14 protein-coding genes and 1 rRNA gene are annotated in these 18426 nt (G+C 76.5%); all 15 read right to left on the bottom strand.

The genetic code is table 11. The features are described from left to right. Positions 1 to 18: 18 nt before the first annotated feature. The gene (locus NHH00_RS00075) at positions 19 to 3417 is read right to left on the bottom strand and encodes an AfsR/SARP family transcriptional regulator (protein WP_253048993.1); all 3399 of its coding nucleotides are present in this window, start codon (positions 3415 to 3417) and stop codon (positions 19 to 21) included. Positions 3418 to 3428: 11 nt separating this feature from the next. Next, positions 3429 to 4307 (bottom strand): formylglycine-generating enzyme family protein, encoded by an 879-nt coding sequence (locus NHH00_RS00070; RefSeq protein WP_253048991.1) that lies wholly within the window; start codon positions 4305 to 4307, stop codon positions 3429 to 3431. A 57-nt stretch (positions 4308 to 4364) separates the two neighbouring features. Then, entirely contained in the window at positions 4365 to 5033 is a 669-nt protein-coding gene (locus NHH00_RS00065) for an NUDIX domain-containing protein (protein WP_374613678.1), read from the bottom strand. Next, the gene (locus NHH00_RS00060; protein ID WP_374613676.1) at positions 5034 to 6719 is read right to left on the bottom strand and encodes a CTP synthase; all 1686 of its coding nucleotides are present in this window, start codon (positions 6717 to 6719) and stop codon (positions 5034 to 5036) included. It abuts the gene before it with no gap. A gap of 70 nt (positions 6720 to 6789) precedes the next feature. Beyond that, positions 6790 to 8439 carry a murein biosynthesis integral membrane protein MurJ gene (gene murJ, locus NHH00_RS00055; protein WP_253048988.1) on the bottom strand — a complete coding sequence of 550 codons (1650 nt, stop codon included), beginning with the start codon at positions 8437 to 8439 and terminating at the stop codon, positions 6790 to 6792. Then, complete coding sequence (locus NHH00_RS00050) at positions 8436 to 9275, bottom strand: hypothetical protein (RefSeq protein ID WP_253048985.1); 840 nt, start codon at positions 9273 to 9275, stop codon at positions 8436 to 8438. The genes murJ and NHH00_RS00050 overlap by 4 nt, the downstream gene beginning before the upstream one ends. Position 9276: 1 nt before the next feature. Further along, entirely contained in the window at positions 9277 to 10386 is a 1110-nt protein-coding gene (locus NHH00_RS00045; RefSeq protein ID WP_253048982.1) for a copper transporter, read from the bottom strand. Between the two features lie 120 nt (positions 10387 to 10506). Further along, positions 10507 to 11694: a putative cytokinetic ring protein SteA gene (gene steA, locus NHH00_RS00040; protein WP_253048979.1), complete on the bottom strand. Its 1188-nt coding sequence runs from the start codon at positions 11692 to 11694 to the stop codon at positions 10507 to 10509. 6 nt (positions 11695 to 11700) lie between these two features. After that, on the bottom strand, positions 11701 to 13449 hold the full coding sequence (gene recN / locus NHH00_RS00035; RefSeq protein WP_253048976.1) for a DNA repair protein RecN: 1749 nt from the start codon (positions 13447 to 13449) through the stop codon (positions 11701 to 11703). Between the two features lie 2 nt (positions 13450 to 13451). Next, positions 13452 to 14435, bottom strand: a complete 984-nt coding sequence (locus NHH00_RS00030; RefSeq protein ID WP_253048973.1) for an NAD kinase — start codon at positions 14433 to 14435, stop codon at positions 13452 to 13454. Beyond that, entirely contained in the window at positions 14432 to 15409 is a 978-nt protein-coding gene (locus tag NHH00_RS00025) for a TlyA family RNA methyltransferase (RefSeq protein WP_253048969.1), read from the bottom strand. The genes NHH00_RS00030 and NHH00_RS00025 overlap by 4 nt, the downstream gene beginning before the upstream one ends. Positions 15410 to 15411: 2 nt before the next feature. After that, positions 15412 to 15639: a hypothetical protein gene (locus NHH00_RS00020; protein WP_253048966.1), complete on the bottom strand. Its 228-nt coding sequence runs from the start codon at positions 15637 to 15639 to the stop codon at positions 15412 to 15414. Positions 15640 to 15782: 143 nt separating this feature from the next. Then, positions 15783 to 16805 carry an HAD-IIA family hydrolase gene (locus NHH00_RS00015; protein WP_253048963.1) on the bottom strand — a complete coding sequence of 341 codons (1023 nt, stop codon included), beginning with the start codon at positions 16803 to 16805 and terminating at the stop codon, positions 15783 to 15785. Beyond that, positions 16802 to 17527: a hypothetical protein gene (locus tag NHH00_RS00010; RefSeq protein ID WP_253048960.1), complete on the bottom strand. Its 726-nt coding sequence runs from the start codon at positions 17525 to 17527 to the stop codon at positions 16802 to 16804. The genes NHH00_RS00015 and NHH00_RS00010 overlap by 4 nt, the downstream gene beginning before the upstream one ends. 800 nt (positions 17528 to 18327) lie before the next feature. Next, positions 18328 to 18426, bottom strand: a 5S ribosomal RNA gene (gene rrf, locus NHH00_RS00005); the annotation flags it as partial.

Raw genomic sequence — 18426 nt, 5'->3', positions numbered from 1 at the left:
CGGCCCCGTCGCCGTCCGTCAGGCGTCGTGCGAGCCGTCCTGGCCGGCGTCGCCCTCGGCCTCGTCGAGGAGCGCGAACCCCCGGCGTGAGAGGTCACCCCGCTCCAGGTCGCGGACCTCGGCCCGTGCGCGCTCCGCGACCGCGGCACCGGCGACGTCGGTCACCCGCGCCCAGGCGTTCTCGTGCCGCAGCGACGGTTGGTCCTGGCGCGAGCCCATCCGTTCGGCGAGCGCGACGAGGAGGGCCCCGCGTGCCGCGCCCGCGTCCGGCGTGCCCTCCGCATCGGGTACGGAGGCGACGCCGAGCGCGAGGAACGACGTCCCGACGACCGGGTAGTCCACGAAGTGCGGCCGCGCCCGGTGCATCCCGAGCACGAGCGACCGGAGCTCGTGGGCGACGGTCGGGACCAGCGCGGACCTGGCCGCCGCGAGGCGCACGAGCCACGACGAGACGAGCAGGACGTACCAGGGCGACCAGCGCGCCTCGTCGTCGAACGAGGCGGCGGCCTCGCCGTAGAGCGCGAGGGCCGCGTCGTCGTCACCGTGCATCGCCGCGACCTCCGCCCGGCCCATGGCGACGACGGACCGCGTGTCGGGCGGGACGTCCGTGCCGCCCACCGTGCCGTCGAGCGCCGCGAGCATCCGCTCGGCGCGCTCCGTCTCGCCGAGCGTCACCGCGGCCGACATCTCCACCCAGTCGAGCTGCTGCAACGTCGCCGTCGCGCCCAGCGCGCGCAGGTGGTCGCGCGCCGCCTCGGCCCAGCGTCCGACGTCCTCCGCGTCGCCCGCCTCGCTCGCGCACGAGGCGAGGAACATCGCCGTCGTCGCGCGCGCCGCGACGTCGCCCCGGGCGACCGCGCGCTCGTGCGCGAGCGCGCCCCACGAGCGCGCCTCGGCGAGGCGCCCCTCGTTCTCCGCCATCTGGGCCGTCGTGAACTCGGCCAGCATCGCGACGAACGCGTCGTCGTCCGCCCGCAGGCTCGCGAGCGTCGCCTCCATCTCCTCGGTGCTGCGCACCGTCAGGAGCCGCGCGAACGCCCGGGTGCGTCGCCCGACGTCGGGCCAGCGCAGGAGGCGGCGCAGCCTCCCCAGCGCCCGGGCGGTGAGCTCGGGGCGCGCGAACGCCCCGGCGCCGGCGACCGCGGCGAGCGCGAGCGCCGCGGGCTGGACGTCCTCGGGCGGGACGGCCCAGCCCACGACGGAGTCGAGCACGACCTCCACGAGCCCGGCGGCCTGGTCCTCGATGCCGAGGAGGAGCCAGGACCCCATGAGCGCCGCGAACACCCGCACGACGACGTCGGGTCGCCCGTCCTGGACGGCCTCGCGGAGCGCGAAGAGGAGGTTCTCCTGCTCGCGCCGCAGGTCGGTCGCGGCGGCGGCCTGGTCGCCCCCGACGAGCGCGTCCGCGCAGCGGTCCGCGAGCGCGGCGGCCCAGCGCTGCACGGCCTCGCGCGCCGTGGCCGTGGTGCCCGCGTCCTGGAGCCGCAGGGCGCCGAACTCCCGCACGGTCTCGAGCATCCGGTAGCGCACTACCCCGTCGTCCTCGGTGACCCGCAGGAGGGACTGGGCGACGAGCCCGTCGAGCGCGTCCAGGATCCCCCACGCCGGCGCGCCGAGCACCGCTCCCGAGGACGGGCCACCGGCCACGGCCTGCGCCGCCTCGGCCGAGAACCCGTCGGGGAACACGGCCGCACGGCACAGCAGGTCCTGCTCGGTCTCCGCGAGCAGGTTCCAGCTCCACTCGATCACGGCCTCGAGCGTGCGGTGCCGGTCGGGGGCGAGCCGGTCGCCGGAACGCAGCAGCGCGAAACGCTCGTCGAGGTGCCGCTCGACGTCCTCGACGCTCATGGTGCGCACGCGGGCCGCGGCGAGCTCGATCGCGAGCGGGAGACCGTCGAGCCGGTCGCACAACCGGGCGACGACGTCAGGGGGCAGGCTCGCGCCGGGCCGGACGGCGCGCGCACGCTCGACGAAGAGACGCACGGCAGGCCCGGCCCCACCGTCCGCTCCCAGGGCGTCGAGGGGGTACACGTGCTCGGCCGGGAGCCGCAGGGGCGACCGGCTCGTCGTGAGGACGGCCAGGTGCGGTGCGGCGCCGAGCAGGTCGGCGGTCCAGCGCGCCGCGCCGTCGAGCACGTGCTCGCAGTTGTCCAGGACGAGCAGGACGTCGCGCCCCCGCACGCGCTCGAGCACCTGCTCGCGCAGCTCCGGCGCCGCCAGGCGGTCGGCGAGCCGCCCCGTGCGCGCGGGTGGCGAGATCCCCAGCCCGTCCGCGAGAGCCACGACGACGTCCTCGTCGGACCGCACGCCCGCGAGCTCGACGACGACCACGAGGTCGGCGGACCCGGTCGCGGCGGCGCGACGCGCGACCTCCTGCGCGAGGCGCGTCTTGCCGAGCCCGCCCGGACCGAGCACCGTGACGAGCCGCGACCGGGCGAGCGTGTCCCGCACGCGGTCGACGTCCTCGTCCCGGCCGACGAGCGCGTCGGGCGCCACGCGCACGCCACGCACCTGCGTGACGCGGGCGCCCGGGGCCCTGCCGGGCACCGGGGCCGCGGCGTCAGGGCCGCCGGACGGTGCCGCGGCAGACGACGGCGCCGGGGCGCCCGCACCGGACGGAGGGTCGAGCAGGGCGGCGGCGAGCCGCTGGAGGTCCGGGGCCGGGTCCGTGCCGAGCTCGCGGACGAGCGCGTGGCGGACGCGCGCGTACGCGGCGAGCGCCTCGCGCTTCCGGCCCGACGCCGCGAGGACCGTCATGAGGTCGCGCGCGGCGTCCTCGTCGGTCTCGTCGCGGTCGAGCGCCGCCGTCGCGAGCGCGACGACGGTCTCCTGGTCCCCGGCGGCGGCCGCGGCCGACCGCAGCGCGGCCGTCAGCCCGTCGTGCAGCCGCGCCGCCTCCACGCGCAGCGCGTGCCCGACGGGTCCGGGCACGTCGGCGCCCGGCTCCTCGTCGTGCCACAGCGCGAGCGCGGCCCGCAGGTCGGCGACGGTCGCCGCGTCCCCCGCGTCCCCCGCGTCCCCCGCGTCCCCCGCGGCCCGGCGCGCGGTGCCGGGACGCGTCCCGGTCCGGGCGTCCGCGAGCGCGCGACGAGCGTGGTCCAGGTCGCTCGGCACCCCGAGGGCGTAGCCGCCCGCGCGCGAGAGGACGGTCCCGGGTGCGGCGTCCCGCCGGAGCCGGGAGACGAGGCTCTGGAGCGCGGCCCGCGGGTCCTGCGGCGCGTCGGGCCCCCACAGGTCCTCGACGAGCGTCGTCACGCCCAGCGCCCGACCACCCGCGAGCGCGAGCGCGGCGACGAGCGCGGCCGCCCGCGACCCGCGCGGGACGACGGGCGCGCCGTCCGCTCCCGTGACCCGTACCGGTCCGAGGACGCGGACGCGCGCGTCCCCCGGTGGGGTCGGGGTGTCGGGTGCGGGCACGTCGTCAGAGCCTAGTCCTCGGCACCGACGACGGCGGCGGCGTCCCCGGCGGCGGGCGGGAACGTCAACGGCGTCCATCCGAGCGGCAGGAGGCCGGGGACGTGCGCCCGGGCGCGGTCCGCCGCGTCCGACCAGCCCTGGGCGACGGGGACGCCCGGCTCGCCCACGGCGCCCCGTGCGACCCGCAGCCCGACGTCCTCGATCCGCGCGTCGGGCGCGCTGCCGCGGCGCACCCCCGCGCGCACGCTCCACGGCCGGTCCGCCCAGCCACCGCCGCGCAGGCTCCGGTACTCGCCGTAGCGCGCCGTGTCGGCGTAGTCCCAGCACCACTCCCAGACGTTGCCGAGCACGTCGTGCAGACCGAACGCGTTCGGGAGCCGCGTGGCGACGGGCCGAGGACCGTCGGCGTCGTCGTCCGCGGTCCAGGCGACGTCACCGATCGGACCGTAGCGCGGACCGGACGTCCCGCCGCGGCACGCGTGCTCCCACTCGGCCTCGGTCGGGAGCCGGTAGCCCGCCGACCGCACGTCCCAGCGCACGTCCCGACCCTCGACCCGGTACGCGGCGTCCAGGCCCGCCACCCGGGAGGCCGCGTTGCACCAGAGCACCGCCTCGAACCACGTCACCCCGTGCACGGGGACGTCGTCCGGCTCCCCGGACGTGCGGTCCTGCTCCTCCGCCGTGGAGCGTGGGCGCCCGTCGGCCGACGGCCCGCGTCGAGGCCGGAGCGGGTCGGCGGCGAGCACGGCCCGGTGCTGGCCGACGGTCACGGGGGTGCGAGCGACGTGGAACGGTTCCAGGACGACGGGTCGTGACTCCCGGGTGCGCGCGTCGACGACGTCGATCCGGCCGCCCGGGACCGGGACGAGGTCGGGAAGAGGAGAGCCCACGCCCCAGGACGCTACCGGAACCGGTGCGGGGGCCGGCGGCCGGCGCCGCCGGGCGCGTCAGCCCCCGCGGCGCTCCGGCCACGGCGCGTCGGCCGGGCGCAGCGACGCCCAGCCGCCCGCGCGCGACGCGGCGGCGGCGAGGATCCCGACGACGGCGGACGGGTTGTGCAGCTCGCCCGCGAGGACGCCGCGCAGCGCCTCGTCGAGCGGCACCCACCGCAGCTCCATGTCGAGCTCCTCGGCCTCGCGCTCGAACCGCTCGTCGTCGGGGACGGGCGACAGGTCCCGCGCGAGGAAGACGCGCAGCGCCTCGTTCGAGCCGCCCGGCGTCGTGAAGTAGTCGACGAGGACGTCCCAGCGCGCGGCCTGCAGGTCGGACTCCTCCGCGAGCTCGCGGGCCGCCGCGAGCCGCCCGTCCTCCCCCACGACGTCGAGCAGGCCCGCGGGCACCTCCCACAGCTCGCGCCGCACGGGGTGGCGGTACTGCCGCAGCAGCAGGACGCGCTCCTGCTCGTCGAGGGCGACGATCGCGACCGCCCCGGGGTGGTCGAGGTACTCGCGCGTGACGCGGCCCCCGTCCCCCAGGTCGACCACGTCGGACCGCAGGTCGAACACGCGACCCGCGTGCACGACCGTCGTCTCGACGACGGGGCGCGGGGCGAGGGCGTCGACGACGGGCGCGCCGCCCGTCGCCTCGGCCGGCACCGGGCCCGGCTCGGCGGCCACTCAGTCGGCCTGGTTCTCGAGCGCGGCGCCGACGAGGCCGGCGAACAGCGGGTGGGAGCGCGTCGGGCGCGACTTGAACTCCGGGTGGGCCTGCGTGCTCACGTAGTAGGGGTGCACGTCCGCGGGCAGCTCGACGAACTCGACGAGCGACGAGTCGGGCGACGTCCCGCTGATGACGAGGCCCGCCTCCTCGAGCTGCTTGCGGTAGGTGTTGTTCACCTCGTAGCGGTGGCGGTGGCGCTCCGTGACGCGCTCCGACCCGTAGGTCTTGGCGACCACCGATCCCGGCGCGAGCGCGGCCTCGTACGACCCGAGGCGCATCGTGCCGCCCAGGTCGCCGTCGCCGCCGACGATCGCGAGCTGCTCCTCCATCGTCGCGATGACGGGGTGGGACGTGCCCGAGTCGAACTCGGTCGACGACGCGTCGTCGATGCCGAGCACGTTGCGCGCGTACTCGATGACCATCGACTGCAGGCCGAGGCAGATGCCGAGCGTCGGGACCTTGTTCTCGCGCGCCCAGCGCAGCGCGCCGAGCTTGCCCTCGATGCCCCGCACGCCGAAGCCGCCCGGCACGAGGACGGCGTCGACGCCGTGCAGCGCGTCGTCCGCGCCGGCCGGGGTCTGGCACTCGTCGGACGCGACCCAGCGGATCGTGACCTTCGCGTCGTTCGCGAATCCGCCCGCGCGCAGCGCCTCGGTGACCGAGAGGTACGCGTCCGGGAGGTCGATGTACTTGCCGACGAGCGCGACCTCGACGCGGTGGGCGGGCTGGTGCACGCGCTCGAGGAGCTGGCTCCAGCCGTCCCAGTCGACGTCGTGGAACGGCAGGCCGAGGCGGCGCACGACGTAGGCGTCGAGGCCCTCCGCGTGCAGCACGCGCGGGATGTCGTAGATGCTCGGCGCGTCGATCGCGTTGACGACCGCCTCGTTGTCCACGTCGCACATGAGGGCGATCTTGCGCTTCACGGACTCGGGCACCACGCGGTCCGCGCGCAGCACGATCGCGTCGGGCTGGATGCCGATCGAGCGCAGCGCGGCGACCGAGTGCTGCGTCGGCTTCGTCTTGAGCTCGCCCGACGGGCCGATGTACGGCACGAGCGACACGTGGAGGAAGAAGACGTCGTCCCGGCCGAGCTCGTGGCGCACCTGGCGCGCGGCCTCGAGGAACGGCTGCGACTCGATGTCGCCGACGGTGCCGCCGATCTCGGTGATGATGACGTCGACGTCCTCACCGGCCTGGGCGCGCATGCGCGCCTTGATCTCGTCGGTGATGTGCGGGATGACCTGGACCGTGTCGCCGAGGTACTCGCCGCGCCGCTCGCGGGCGATGACCTGGGAGTACACCTGGCCGGTCGTGACGTTCGCGGAGGCCTCGAGGTCGACGTCGAGGAAGCGCTCGTAGTGGCCGATGTCGAGGTCCGTCTCGGCGCCGTCCTCGGTGACGAACACCTCGCCGTGCTGGAACGGGTTCATCGTCCCGGGATCGACGTTGAGGTACGGATCGAGCTTCTGCATGGTGACGCGCAGGCCGCGCGAGCGGAGCAGACGACCGAGGCTGGATGCCGTGAGGCCCTTGCCGAGCGAGGAGGCGACGCCGCCGGTGACGAAGACGTGCGCGGTGCGGTGCTCGGTGCGAGCGCCCGAGGCGTTGAGGCGGGAGGAGGGCCGGTTCAGGTGATCTGCCACGGAACTCCATCCTAACAGCGCCCCCGACGACGGCACGCTGGCCGGCGAGTGCGACGCGCCACGTCCGTGGTCACCCCGAGGACGCCTCCGTCGTCGGCGTGCCCTCGCCCGGTCCTCGGCGCAGGACGCCCAGCAGCGCGGGACGGTCGCCGACGAGCGACACCCCGACCACGACCGCGCCCGCCACGAGCGCGGCGAGGGCGCCGACGCCGACGGCGGGCAGCCAGCCCGCGTCGTCGGGCAGCAGCGCGCCCGAGACGGCCGAGCCGCCGAGCGCGCCGAGGGCCACGCCCGCGGCGACGACCAGGAGGGTCCGCGGGACCCCGTGCGTCGCCTCGGGCCCCGCGTGGCGGCGCGTCGCGAGGAGCAGCCCGGCGCCCGCGACCGACATCCCGACCGCGGTCGCGAGCCCGAGCTGGAGCAGCACCCCCGCCTGGTCGCGGACGCCGGTCACGGCGGGCAGGACGTAGGCGGTCGCCGCGACCACGAGCCACCCCGCGGCGGTCACGACGACCGCCACGCGCTGACGGTCGATGGCGTACAGCGCACGCGAGAGGTGCAGGATGAGCGAGAAGCCGACGATGCCGACGGCCATGCCCGCGACCGCCCCCCCGAGTCCGGCGACCGATCCCGTCGCGATGTGCGCGAACACCGCCTCGACGGCCGCCGAGGCGGCGATCAGGGCCGCCGCGCCGAGGCCCGCGACGACGATCAGCGTCCGCGTCGTCGTCGCGAGGAGGCGTCGGTAGGCGTCGTGGCGCGCGTGGGCGACGTGCTCGGCGAGCCGTGGGAACGCGCTCGTCGCGAGCGGGAACGCCAGCACCGCGTAGGGCAGCAGGTACACCTGCTGGGCGAACCAGTACGTCGGGAAGGTCTGCTCCGGCCCGTACCGGTAGGCGGCACCCATGATGGCCAGCACGGAGAGCTGCTGCGCGACGAGCGCCCCGATCCCCGCGAACGCCAGGTTGCGCGCCCGGACGGCCTCGCCGCCCGGGAACCGCAGGGTGGGCCGCAGCCGGACGCCCAGCCGGTGCACCGGCAGCACGAGCGGCAGCGCGAGGACCGCCACGCCCGCCGTCGTTCCCCAGCCCAGCCAGGCGATGGCGTCACCCGACAGCGCCGCGACGTCCGCCTGGTCCCCGTCCGCCAGCCGCGCGAACACGAGGAAGACCACGATGACGGCGAGGCTCGACAGCAGCGGCGAGAACGCCTGCCAGAAGAAGCGCTTGTGCGCCTGGAGGATGCTCCCGAGCACGACCGCCAGGCCGTACAGCGGGACCTGGAGCGCGAACACGCGCACGAAGGTCGCCGTCACGTCGACGAGCTCGGGGTGCTTCGCCAGCATGAGGAGGGACGCGATCGGCTGCGCGAGGAGCGCGAGGAGCGCCCCGAGCGGGACGAGCACGACGAGCGTCCACCCGAGCAGGGCCGAGGCGATGCGCGAGACGTCGGTGCCCGCCCGGCGCGCGATGGGCCCGGCGAGGAGCGGCACGACCGCGCCTGCGAGCGCGCCACCTGCCGCGACCTCGAAGAGGACGTTCGGCAGGAGGTTCGCCGCCGTGTACGCCGACCCGACGCCCTCGGTGCCGACCGCCGCGGACTGCACGAGCGACCGGGCGAAGCCGACGAGGCGGCTCGCGATCGTCACGAGCGTGATCATCGCGGCGGCGCCCGCCAGGGTGCCCGTGGCGGCGCGCAGCCGCCCCGCCCGCGCGCTCACGCCGGGCGCCGGCCCCACGCGTCCACGCGCCGCAGCACGTCGTTGCCCTCGATGACCTTCGAGAAGCTCACCTTCTCGCTCGCCAGGGTCAGGCCCACCACGCCGGCGAGCGCGAGCCAGCGCACCGAGCGGGGCCCCGCGAACGCGACCTGCGAACCGAGCGCCGCGCCGAGCGCGTTCGCGCCGCAGTCTCCGAGCATGTCGCGCTCGCCCAGGTCACCCGGCGCCGCGGCGACGGCCGCCCCGAGGACGGCGCCCGTCGTCGGAGCCGCCGCGGTGCCGAGGTACGGCACCGACGCCACCCCCGCCGCCTTGAGCGCACGGCCCGGGCGGAGGTCCAGGAGGTTGAGCAGGTTGGCCGTCCCGGCGATGAGCGCGCCGTTCACGCCGACGTCCACGAGGTGGCCGAACGCCCCGCCCGTGCGCCGCGTCCCGACCGCCGCTGCGACGAGCGAGACGCCGCTGATCCCGAGGACCTTCAGCGCGCCCGTGGTCACGCGGCCCTCGGCGAGCGCGCCGAGGTGGCCGCGCAGGCCCTTCGTCCGGGTGGACGTGTCCTCCGCGAGATCGTCGACCAGGCCGAACGCGCCCGCGCTCGCCGTCGCGAGGGCGACCGCGCCGCGCGTGCGGGCGGCGCCGCCCGTCGCGAGCGTCCCGGCGACGAGGCCGGCGGCGACCGCCGGGCCCTCGAGCAGGCTGATCGGCTCGCCGCGGTGGTTGGTCCGCGTCCAGCGCTCCGTGCCGCCCGGCGGGCGCGAACCGGCCGCGCGGCGCGCCGTCGCGGTCACGACGGCGGCGACCCCGGCCGCGGCGAGGGTGCGCAGCGCGCGCGCCACGTCAGCCCTCCCCCGCGCCGGCGGTGGTCTGCTCGACGTCCGCGGAACCGCCGTCCTCCGTGCCGCCGGAGGTGCCGCCCGAGGTGTCGCCCGCCGCCGCGTCCTGAGCGCCCGCGTCGGACGACGTCGTGCGCGTCACCGGCGGGAGCTCGACGGCGGGCGGGAGGACCGCCGTCGCGCTCTCCTCGAACCCGAACTGCCCGACCTGGTCGGCGACGCGCGCGGCGAGGGCGAGCGGGACGTTGATCCGGCCGGGCTCGGCCTCGATGCCGCTCACCGTGGACAGCGTCGCGGCGAGGTCGTCGTTCGCGCGGATGCTGGAGACGACGTCGCCGCTCACCGCCGTCGGACCGGCGACGAGGGCCGCCTCGGCGACCTCCTGGGCGGCGACGGCCACCTGGACCTCGATGTCGACGACGTACGTGTCCGGCGCGGGGGCCTCCTCGCCCTCCCCCGTCGGGGCGGCCTGCTCGGGCGCCGGGCCGCTCAGCAGCAGGACGACGTCCGCGGGGAGCGTCTGCTCGGACACCACGTCCACGAGCGCGAAGCGCTCGAGGAGCGCCTCGAGCTCGGTGGCCTCCGGGCTGCGCTCCTCGGAGCTCGCGGGCGTCGACCCGGTGAGCGCGAGCGCGAGGGCACGGGCGAGCCGCTGCTCGGGGGTGGCGTCCTGCGGGACCTCCCCCAGCTTCTCCCCGAGGCCCTCGGCCACGGTCTGGCGCGCGCTCTCCTCGTCCTGGTCCGTCCACGAGTCCGTCAGCCGGACGTGGCCGACCACGGAGGCGCCCGCCAGCTCGAGCTGCTCCGCGATCGCGTCGTCGCGCTCCTTGTCCGCCCCGTCCAGGTCGACGACCGCGACGCGACGGTCCTGGAGCGACCCCGCGACGAGCTGCGGCCCCGCCGCCTCGATGTACCGCGAGTCGTTGCCGAGCGTCACGTTCGCCTCGTCGAGCTGGTCGCGCAGCTCGTTGCGCTCGGTGCGCAGCTGCTCCACCTGCCCGGTGAGCTGGTCGCCGATGGCTCCCTGGAGCGGGCCGGCGCCGAGGATGATCCCGACGGCCAGGGCCAGGAAGACCGAGATCAACGAGACGATGTGGTACCTGAAGTCGATCACTGTGCGGTGGTGTCCTTCGGTTCGGGCTGCTGCGTGCTGGCAAGGTCAGGGTGCGCGGGAGCGCGGGTCGGGCGCGGTCGGGAACGACGCGCGCGGGCCGACGACGGCGGCCCGGTCGGGTCAGCCGCCGCCCGTGAAGAGCGACCCGACCCACGACCAGAGGTCGTCGAACCGGGCGCCCACGATCCCGAAGAACGTCTGGCCCGCTGCCGTCGACCACAGCGCCGCGACGACGGCGAGGAGCCCCGCGATCGACAGGAGCCAGAGCTGGAGGTTGGAGATCCGGTGCCGGTACAGGCGCGAGACGCCCTTGGCGTCGACGAGCTTGCCACCGACGCGCAGCCGGGTGAGGAACGTGCTCGCCATGCCCGCGCGGCCCTTGTCGAGGAACTCGACCAGCGTCGCGTGCGTCCCGACGGCGACGATGACCTCGGCGCCCTTGTCGTCGGCGAGGAGCATCGCGATGTCCTCGCTCGTGCCCGTCGCCGGGAAAACGACCGGCTCGACGCCGAGCTCCTGGACGCGCTCCAGCCCCGGTGCCTTGCCGTCGCGGTACGCGTGGACCACGACCTCGGCGCCGCTGCTCAGCGCGCGGTCGGAGACCGAGTCCATGTCGCCGACGATCATGTCCGGCTTCCAGCCGGCGTCGAGGATCGCGTCCGCGCCGCCGTCCACGCCGATGAGGACGGGCCGGTACTCCGTGATGTAGGGGCGCAGCGTCGCGAGGTCCTCGCGGTAGTGGTAGCCACGCACCACGATGAGCACCTGCCGCCCGTCGATCGGGGTGCGGATGTCCGGGACGCCGACGCCGTCGAGCAGCAGGTCCCGCTCGCGCCGCAGGTAGTTCATCGTGTTCTCGGCGAACGACTCGATCTCGACCGAGAGGTTGGCGCGCGCCTCCTCGAGGCTGCGCGCGACCGTCTCCTCGCTCTGCAGGACGCCCTCGGCCACCAGGTCGTCGCCAAGGTAGACCTTGCCGCCGTCGAGCCGCAGCTCACGGCCCTCCGGGACGGCCATGATCGCCGGGCCCAGGTCGTCGACGAGCACGATCCCCGCCTCGACGAGGACGTCGGGCCCCAGGTTCGGGTAGCGCCCCGAGACCGACTTGGCGGCGTTGAGGACGGCGGACGGCTTGGCCGCGACGAGGGCGTCGGCGGCGACGCGGTCGATGTCCACGTGGTCGATCACCGCGACGTCGCCCGGCTGGAGCCGCTTCGTGAGCGCCTTGGTGCGCGCGTCGACCTTGGCCGGGCCGAGCGTGCCGGACCCGGCCTCCGGCAGGGAGGCTTTGCGCAGAGTGAGTCTCATCGTGCCCTATCGTCCCACGACCGAGGACTCCAGAAGCTCCACCGCGTGGCGGCGGGCCGCGTCCGAGTCCTCCTGCCCGGAGAGCATCCGCGCGAGCTCGCGGACGCGCTCGTCCCCCGTGACCTCGCGCACACCGGTGACCGTGACGGCCGCGGCCGGGTCTCCGTCGTCCGTGCCCGACGACGAGTCCGAGGACTTCGTCACCACGAGCTGGACGTCCGCGAACGCCGCGACCTGCGCGAGGTGCGTCACGACGACGACCTGCGCGCGGGTCGCGAGGGACGCGAGCCGGCGCCCGACCTCGACGGCCGCCTTGCCCCCGACGCCGGCGTCGACCTCGTCGAAGACGAACGTCGGCAGCACCTGTCCGGTGCCGTCGACCGCCGCCGTCGCGAGCGCCACCTCGATCGCGAGCATCACGCGGGAGAGCTCGCCGCCCGACGCGCCCTTGCCCAGCGGCCGGGCCGGCGCGCCGGCGTGCGCGACGAGCGAGAACGTCACCACGTCGACGCCCCACGGTCCGGGCTCCTCGGCGCGCTCGACGTCGACGACGAGGCTTGCGCCACCCATCGCCAGCCCGCGCAGCTCGTCGGTCACCGCCGTCGCGAGCTCGGCCGCGGCGCGCTCGCGCGAGGCCGTGATCGCGGTCCCGAGGCGCTCCAGCTCCGCGTCGAGCTCGTCGCGGCGCGCGGTCGCGACATGGAGCCGCTCGCCGCCGTCGTCCAGGTCCAGGAGCCGCAGCCCGGCGTCGCTCGCCCAGGCGAGCACGTCGTCGACCGTCTCGCCGTAGCTGCGGGTCAGCGTGCCGAGCTCGGCGAGGCGCGCGTGCGCGGTCTCGAGACCCGCGGGATCGGCGGCGAGGTCCTCGACGTAGCCGGAGATCTCCGTCGCGACGTCGGCGAGCACGTAGCCCACCTCCGCGAGCCGCTCCGCGAGCCGGGCGAGCACGGGGTCCGTGCCCGCCACCGCCTCGAGCGCGCGCCGCGCTCGGTCGACCGACACGACCGCGTTCTCCTGCGGCTCCACGGCCTCGTCGCCGGCCACGGCGTCGTGCGCGAGCTGGGCCGCGACCCGCAGCTCCTCGACGTTGCCGAGCCGCGCGACCAGCGCCGTGAGCTCGACGTCCTCGCCCGGCTGCGGCGCCACCCGCTCGACCTCGGCGAGGCCGAGGCGCAGCAGCTCGGCCTCTCGGGCACGCTCGCCCGCGCGCGCCTCGATGTCGTCGATCTCCGCCTGCAGCGCGGACCGCTCGGTCCACGCGTCGCGGTACGCGGTCAGCAGCTCGGCGTGCGGTGGACCGGCGAACGCGTCCAGCGCGCTGCGCTGCCGGCTCGCGGTCCGCAGCCGGAGCTGGTCGGACTGTCCGTGGACCGTCACGAGGTCGTCGGCGATCTCCGCGAGCACGCCCTGCGGGACGCTGCGCCCGCCGAGGTGCGCGCGCGACCGGCCCTCCGCCGCGACCGTGCGCAGGATGACGACCGTGCCGTCGTCGTCCACCTGGCCGCCCGCGTCGTCGACCCGCTGCGCGACCGCCGGACGGTCGGTGAGGCGCACGCGCCCCTCGACCACGGCGCTCGCCGCGCCCGGGCGCACCGTCGCCGGGTCCGCCTTGCCGCCCATGAGCAGGCCGAGCCCGGTGAGCACCATGGTCTTGCCCGCGCCCGTCTCGCCCGTGATCACGGTCAGGCCCGCCCCGACCGGGACGCGGGCCGACCGGATGACGCCGAGGTTCTCGATCGCGATCTCCTCGAGCACGCTCACTCCTCCTCGTCCGTGACGTCCGGCTCCCCCGGTTCCCTGCCCGCGGTCGCGGCCGCGCGCTCCGCCGTCGTCCCTGCCGTCGCGGCGACGCTCGCCGCGCGCTCGCGCCACCCGACCACGGGGAGCGAGAACTTGGACACCAGCCGGTCCGTGAAGGGGGCCGTGCTGAGGCGCGCGAGGCGCAGGGGCGTGTCCGAGCGCCGCACCTCGACCCGCGAGCCGTTGGGCAGGTCGATGCGCCGACGGCCGTCGCACGTGAGCACGCCCGACGACGCCGAGTCCGGCAGCACGTCCACCGTGATCGTCGAGCGCGGACCGACCACGAGCGGCCGCGCGAAGAGCGCGTGGGCCGCGAGCGGCACGACGAGCACCGCGTCGACGTCCGGCCACATCACCGGACCGCCCGCGGAGAACGCGTGCGCCGTCGAGCCGGTCGCGGTCGCCGTCACGACGCCGTCGCAGCCGAACGACGACAGCGGCCGACCGTCGACGCCGAGGACGACCTCGATCATGCGCTCGCGCTGCGCCTTCTCGACCGTCGCCTCGTTGAGCGCCCACCCCACGAGCGGCTCCGGCTCGCCCGGGAGGAAGGCGCGCACCTCGACGATCGTGCGCTCCTCGACCGTGTAGTCGTACGCCGCGAGCCGCCCGACGGCGGCGCGCAGGTCCTCGCGCTCGCTCTCGGCGAGGAACCCCACGTGCCCGAGGTTGACGCCGAGCAGCGGCACCCCGGTCCCGTGCGTGAGCTCGGCGGCGCGCAGGATCGTGCCGTCGCCCCCGAGGACCATGACGACCTCGGACTCCGCGACGCCCTCGCGCGCCCGCGTGCGCGCCATGTGGTCGCCGAACTTCTCCGCGAGGTCGTCGTCGTGCAGCGTCACGGTGAACCCGGCGCGCTCGAGCTCGGTCACCGCCTCGTGCAGCGCGACGACCGCCTCGGGGCGGCCGCCGTGGGTCACGATCAGCACGCGTCGCGTCACGGTGCTCCTCCTGTCAGGGGTCGGTCGGGCGTCGTGGCGTCGCGCGTCGGAGCCGGTCCGTCCGCGGCCGCCCGGGCGACGAGGACGACGGGCGGCAGGCCTCCGTCGGGCGCGGGTCGCCACGCGACCGCCGCGGCGGCGGCGTCCTCCAGCGCGGAGTCCTCGAGCCCGGTGCCGTCGGCACGGCCGGGATCGCCCGCCCGCAGCCACCAGAAGTACTCGCGGTTGCCGCTCGGTCCGGGCAGCGGGCTCGGCACGACGGCGAGCGGGCGCAGCCCGACGACCGCCGCGTGCCGCGCGACCGCGGCGACGACCTCGACGTGGAGCGCGGGGTCGCGCACGACGCCGCCGCTCCCCAGGCGTTCCCGGCCGACCTCGAACTGCGGCTTGACGAGCAGCAGCAGGTCGGAGCCCGGGCCCACCACCCCCGCGACGGCGGGCAGCACCATCGCGAGCGAGATGAACGACAGGTCGCCGACGACGAGGTCGGGTACGGCCCCGACGTGCTCGGGAACCAGGTCGCGGACGTTGAGGCCCTCGTGCACCTGCACCCGCGGGTCCGCGCGCAGGGCCGGCACGAGCTGGTCGTGCCCGACGTCCACGGCCACGACCTCGCGCGCGCCCCGGCGCAGCAGGACGTCGGTGAAGCCCCCGGTCGACGCCCCGAGGTCGAGGCACCGCGCGCCGTCGACGGCGGGCGGTCGCAGCGGCGCGCCCGCAGGGTCCAGCGCGTCCAGCGCGTCGAGCACCCCGGCGAGCTTGAACGCGGCGCGCGAGGCGTAGCCCGGATCCTCCGGGTCGGGAGTCACGGCGAGCAGGTCGTCCGGCCCGACGGCGGCCGACGGCTTGGTCACGACCGTCCCGCTGCGCGTCACCCGGCCCGCGGCCACGAGCTCGGCGGCCTGCCGGCGCGACCGCGCGAGCCCGCGCCGGACGAGCTCGCCGTCGAGGCGCGCACCGGTGCGCTCGGCCACGCTCAGTCCTCCGTGCGGGCGAGCTCGGCGACCAGCGCGTCGTGCACGGCCTCCAGCACCCCCACGTGGTCCGCGGTGGCGAGCCCGTCCAGCTCGTCGAGCCGTCCGAGCGCGGCGTCGAGCGGGCTGACGACCGGCGACGGCGCCTCGCCGTCCCGCCCGGCTGCCGGGCTCACCGGTCGGCCGCCGGGAGGCGGTCCGGGAACCGGACGCAGCGGACCGTCCGTCATGTCCTGCCTCCTGTCTCCTGGGCTGCGCGAACGTCGCCCGGCCGTGGCCGGGCATCCCGGACCACGCTACCGGTTGCGTCCCACGGACGGGCACGACCGGCGGCCTGCGCCAGGCGGCGCGTCGCGCCGCCCGACCGTCGGGCTCAGTGCGTCCCGACGGGCAGCTCGGGGACCGTCGACGGGTCCACGGGGAGCCCCGCGTCGGCGGAGGCCCACGCCGCGGCGGCGGCCGCCCGGACGGTGTCGACCGTCGCGGTGCCGCGCACGTCCAGGCGCAGCGCGCCGTCGTCGACGCGCGCCGCGCTGTCTCCGCACGACCACCAGCCGGCCTCGGTGCGCACGGGCACCGGGTGCGGCTCGAGGAGGCTGCGCAGGTCGGCGCCCACGTAGTGCGGGCGCAGGTGCGGCTCCGCCAGGATCGCGTCCCGCGCCGTGCTCACCCCGGTCAGGACGTGCAGACCGGGATAGCCGCCCGCGCGGGCGCCCGCGAGGTCCGTGTCGAGCCGGTCCCCGACGACGAGCGGCGCCTCGGAGCCCGCACGCTCGATCGCGAGCCGGTACATGGTCGGCGACGGCTTGCCCGCGCTGTCGGGCTCGACGCCCGTCGCGGCGCGGACCGCACCGACGAGCGACCCGTTGCCCGGCGCGAACCCGCGCGCGGTCGGCAACGAGAGGTCGAGGTTGCTCGCGACGTGCCACGCGCCCCGCTGGACGGCGTACGCCGCCTCGGCGAGCTGTGCCCAGCCGAGCTCCGGCGCGAAGCCCTGCGCCACGGCGTCGGGCTCGTCGTCCGCGCTCTCCACGAGCACGAACCCGGCGTCGTGGACCGCCGTCACGAGACCCGCCCCACCGACCACGAGGACGCGCGCGCCCGGCTCGAGACGGGTCCGCAGCAGCGCGGCGGCCGCCTGCGCGGCGGTCATGACCTCGTCCGCCGAGGTGGGGATGTCGAGGCCCGTCAGCTGCTCGGCCACCGAGCCGGGCTCGCGCGACGCGTTGTTCGTGACGAACACGAGACGCATCCCGCGGGCGCGCGCCGTCGTCAGGCCCTGGGACGCGTGCTCGATCGGCTCGTGCCCGCGGTACGCGACGCCGTCGAGGTCGACGAGCGCGAGGTCGTACCGGTCGGCCAGCGCGACGTCGCTCCCGAGCAGCCCGGCGCTCACCGGTCCGCCCCGTCGGACGGCGCGGCATCCTCCGTCGCCCCCGGACCCTCGTCCGCGAGCTGCTCGGACTCCTCGAGCTCGTCCGTCAGGTCGTAGACGACGACGTCGTCGTCCTCCTCGCCCAGCGCCGCAGCGAGCAGGCTCGCGTCGATGCCCGCGAGGATCTCCGCGGCCTCCTCGGTCCGCCCCGCGACCTCGAGCACCGATGCGCGCGCCTGCAGGACGCGTGCGCCCAGCTCGCCGCGGGTCCCGACGGCGGGCACCTGCTCGAGCGCCGCGAGTGCCGCGTCGAGCTCGCCGAGGTCGACGCGCGCGCCGCTCACGACGATCGCGAGCTCCGTGCGCCCCACGTCGTCCAGGGTCGCGGCCTCCTCCGATGCCGCCAGGGCGAGCGCGCGCTCCGGCCGCCCGAGCCCGCGCTCGCAGTCGGCCATGATCGGCAGGTGCTCCGACGACCCGTTGAGGCGTCGCACCGTGCGCAGCTCGCGGAGCGCCTCGGCGTACCGGCCGGTCGCGTAGGCCGTCAGGCCCGCCGCCTCGCGCGCGACGTCGACACGGCCGGCTCGACGCACGGCGGCCTGCGCGTGCTCGTAGGCGAGCTCCGGGTCGGAGTCGATGAGACGTCCGGCCATGACCAGGTGACGTCCGACCACCTCGGCCGTCTCCTTGCTCAGGGTCCGCAGGCGCCCGCGCGCCGCGCGGTCGAGCTGAGAGATCTGCACCTCGTCGGGGATCGCCGGCCCCGCGGGATGACGCGGCTCGGGACGACGGTTGAAGCCCTCGCGGTCCCGGCCCGCCCCTGCGCGGGGTGCGTGCCCGCGGCGGTCGCCGCCCCGGCGGTCGTCACGCGGGCCCGTGCCGCCCCGACGATGGTCGGTCGCGTCCCGGTCGTACCGCCCGCGGTTCCCCTCACCGGCCCGCGCGGGACCCTGGTACCCGTCGCCGCGCGCCCCGGACGTGGCACGCCCGTCACGAGCGGGTGCCCGGTCGTCACGGCGACCCGGACGGTCGCCGGCGCGACGGTCCCGGTCCGCGCCCCCGTACCCGCGCTCGGGGCGGCCCCCCTCCCCACGGCCGCGCGCGCCGTCGGGCTTCCCCCGGTAGCCGCCGTCCTGACGTCCGCGCGAGTCGCCTGCGCCGCGCCGGGCGTCGTCGCCACCACCGCGGCGACGGTCGCGGTCGCCGGAGCTCTCGCCACCGGACCGTCCGGGCCCCGCCCCGCGCGCGTCGCGCGAGTGACCCTGTCGCCCGTCACGGTCGCGGCGACCACCACGGTCGTCGCCCGACGACGGGCGGTCCGACTCGGGATCGTGGGAGGTGTCGTTCACGGGGTGACCTCTCGTTCTGGAGTTTGCGCAGGCCATCTTCCCACGTCGGCCCCACCGTGACACGTGACGGAGGGCGCGGGGACCACTGCGGCGCGACGTCCGCACGGGCCGGCCCCGACGAGGGCGGTCCGGCGTGACGGTCTGGAAATGCCGAAGGCCCACCCCAGTGTGGGGTGGGCCTTCGGTGAAGGGTTGTCCGGCGGCGTCCTACTCTCCCACCCCGTCTCCAGGGCAGTACCATCGGCGCTGAAGGGCTTAGCTTCCGGGTTCGGTATGGGACCGGGCGTTTCCCC

Origin of the sequence: Cellulosimicrobium cellulans (assembly GCF_024124905.1) — a bacterium.
Classification (GTDB): Bacteria; Actinomycetota; Actinomycetes; order Actinomycetales; family Cellulomonadaceae; genus Cellulosimicrobium; species Cellulosimicrobium cellulans_G.
This window is presented reverse-complemented; position numbering and strand designations above follow the sequence as displayed.

Coding starts and splice junctions, on each gene's coding strand:
- steA (WP_253048979.1), bottom strand. CDS start 11,694: ATGAGACTCACTCTGCGCAAAGCCTCCCTGCCGGAGGCCGGGTCCGGC.
- NHH00_RS00020 (WP_253048966.1), bottom strand. CDS start 15,639: ATGACGGACGGTCCGCTGCGTCCGGTTCCCGGACCGCCTCCCGGCGGC.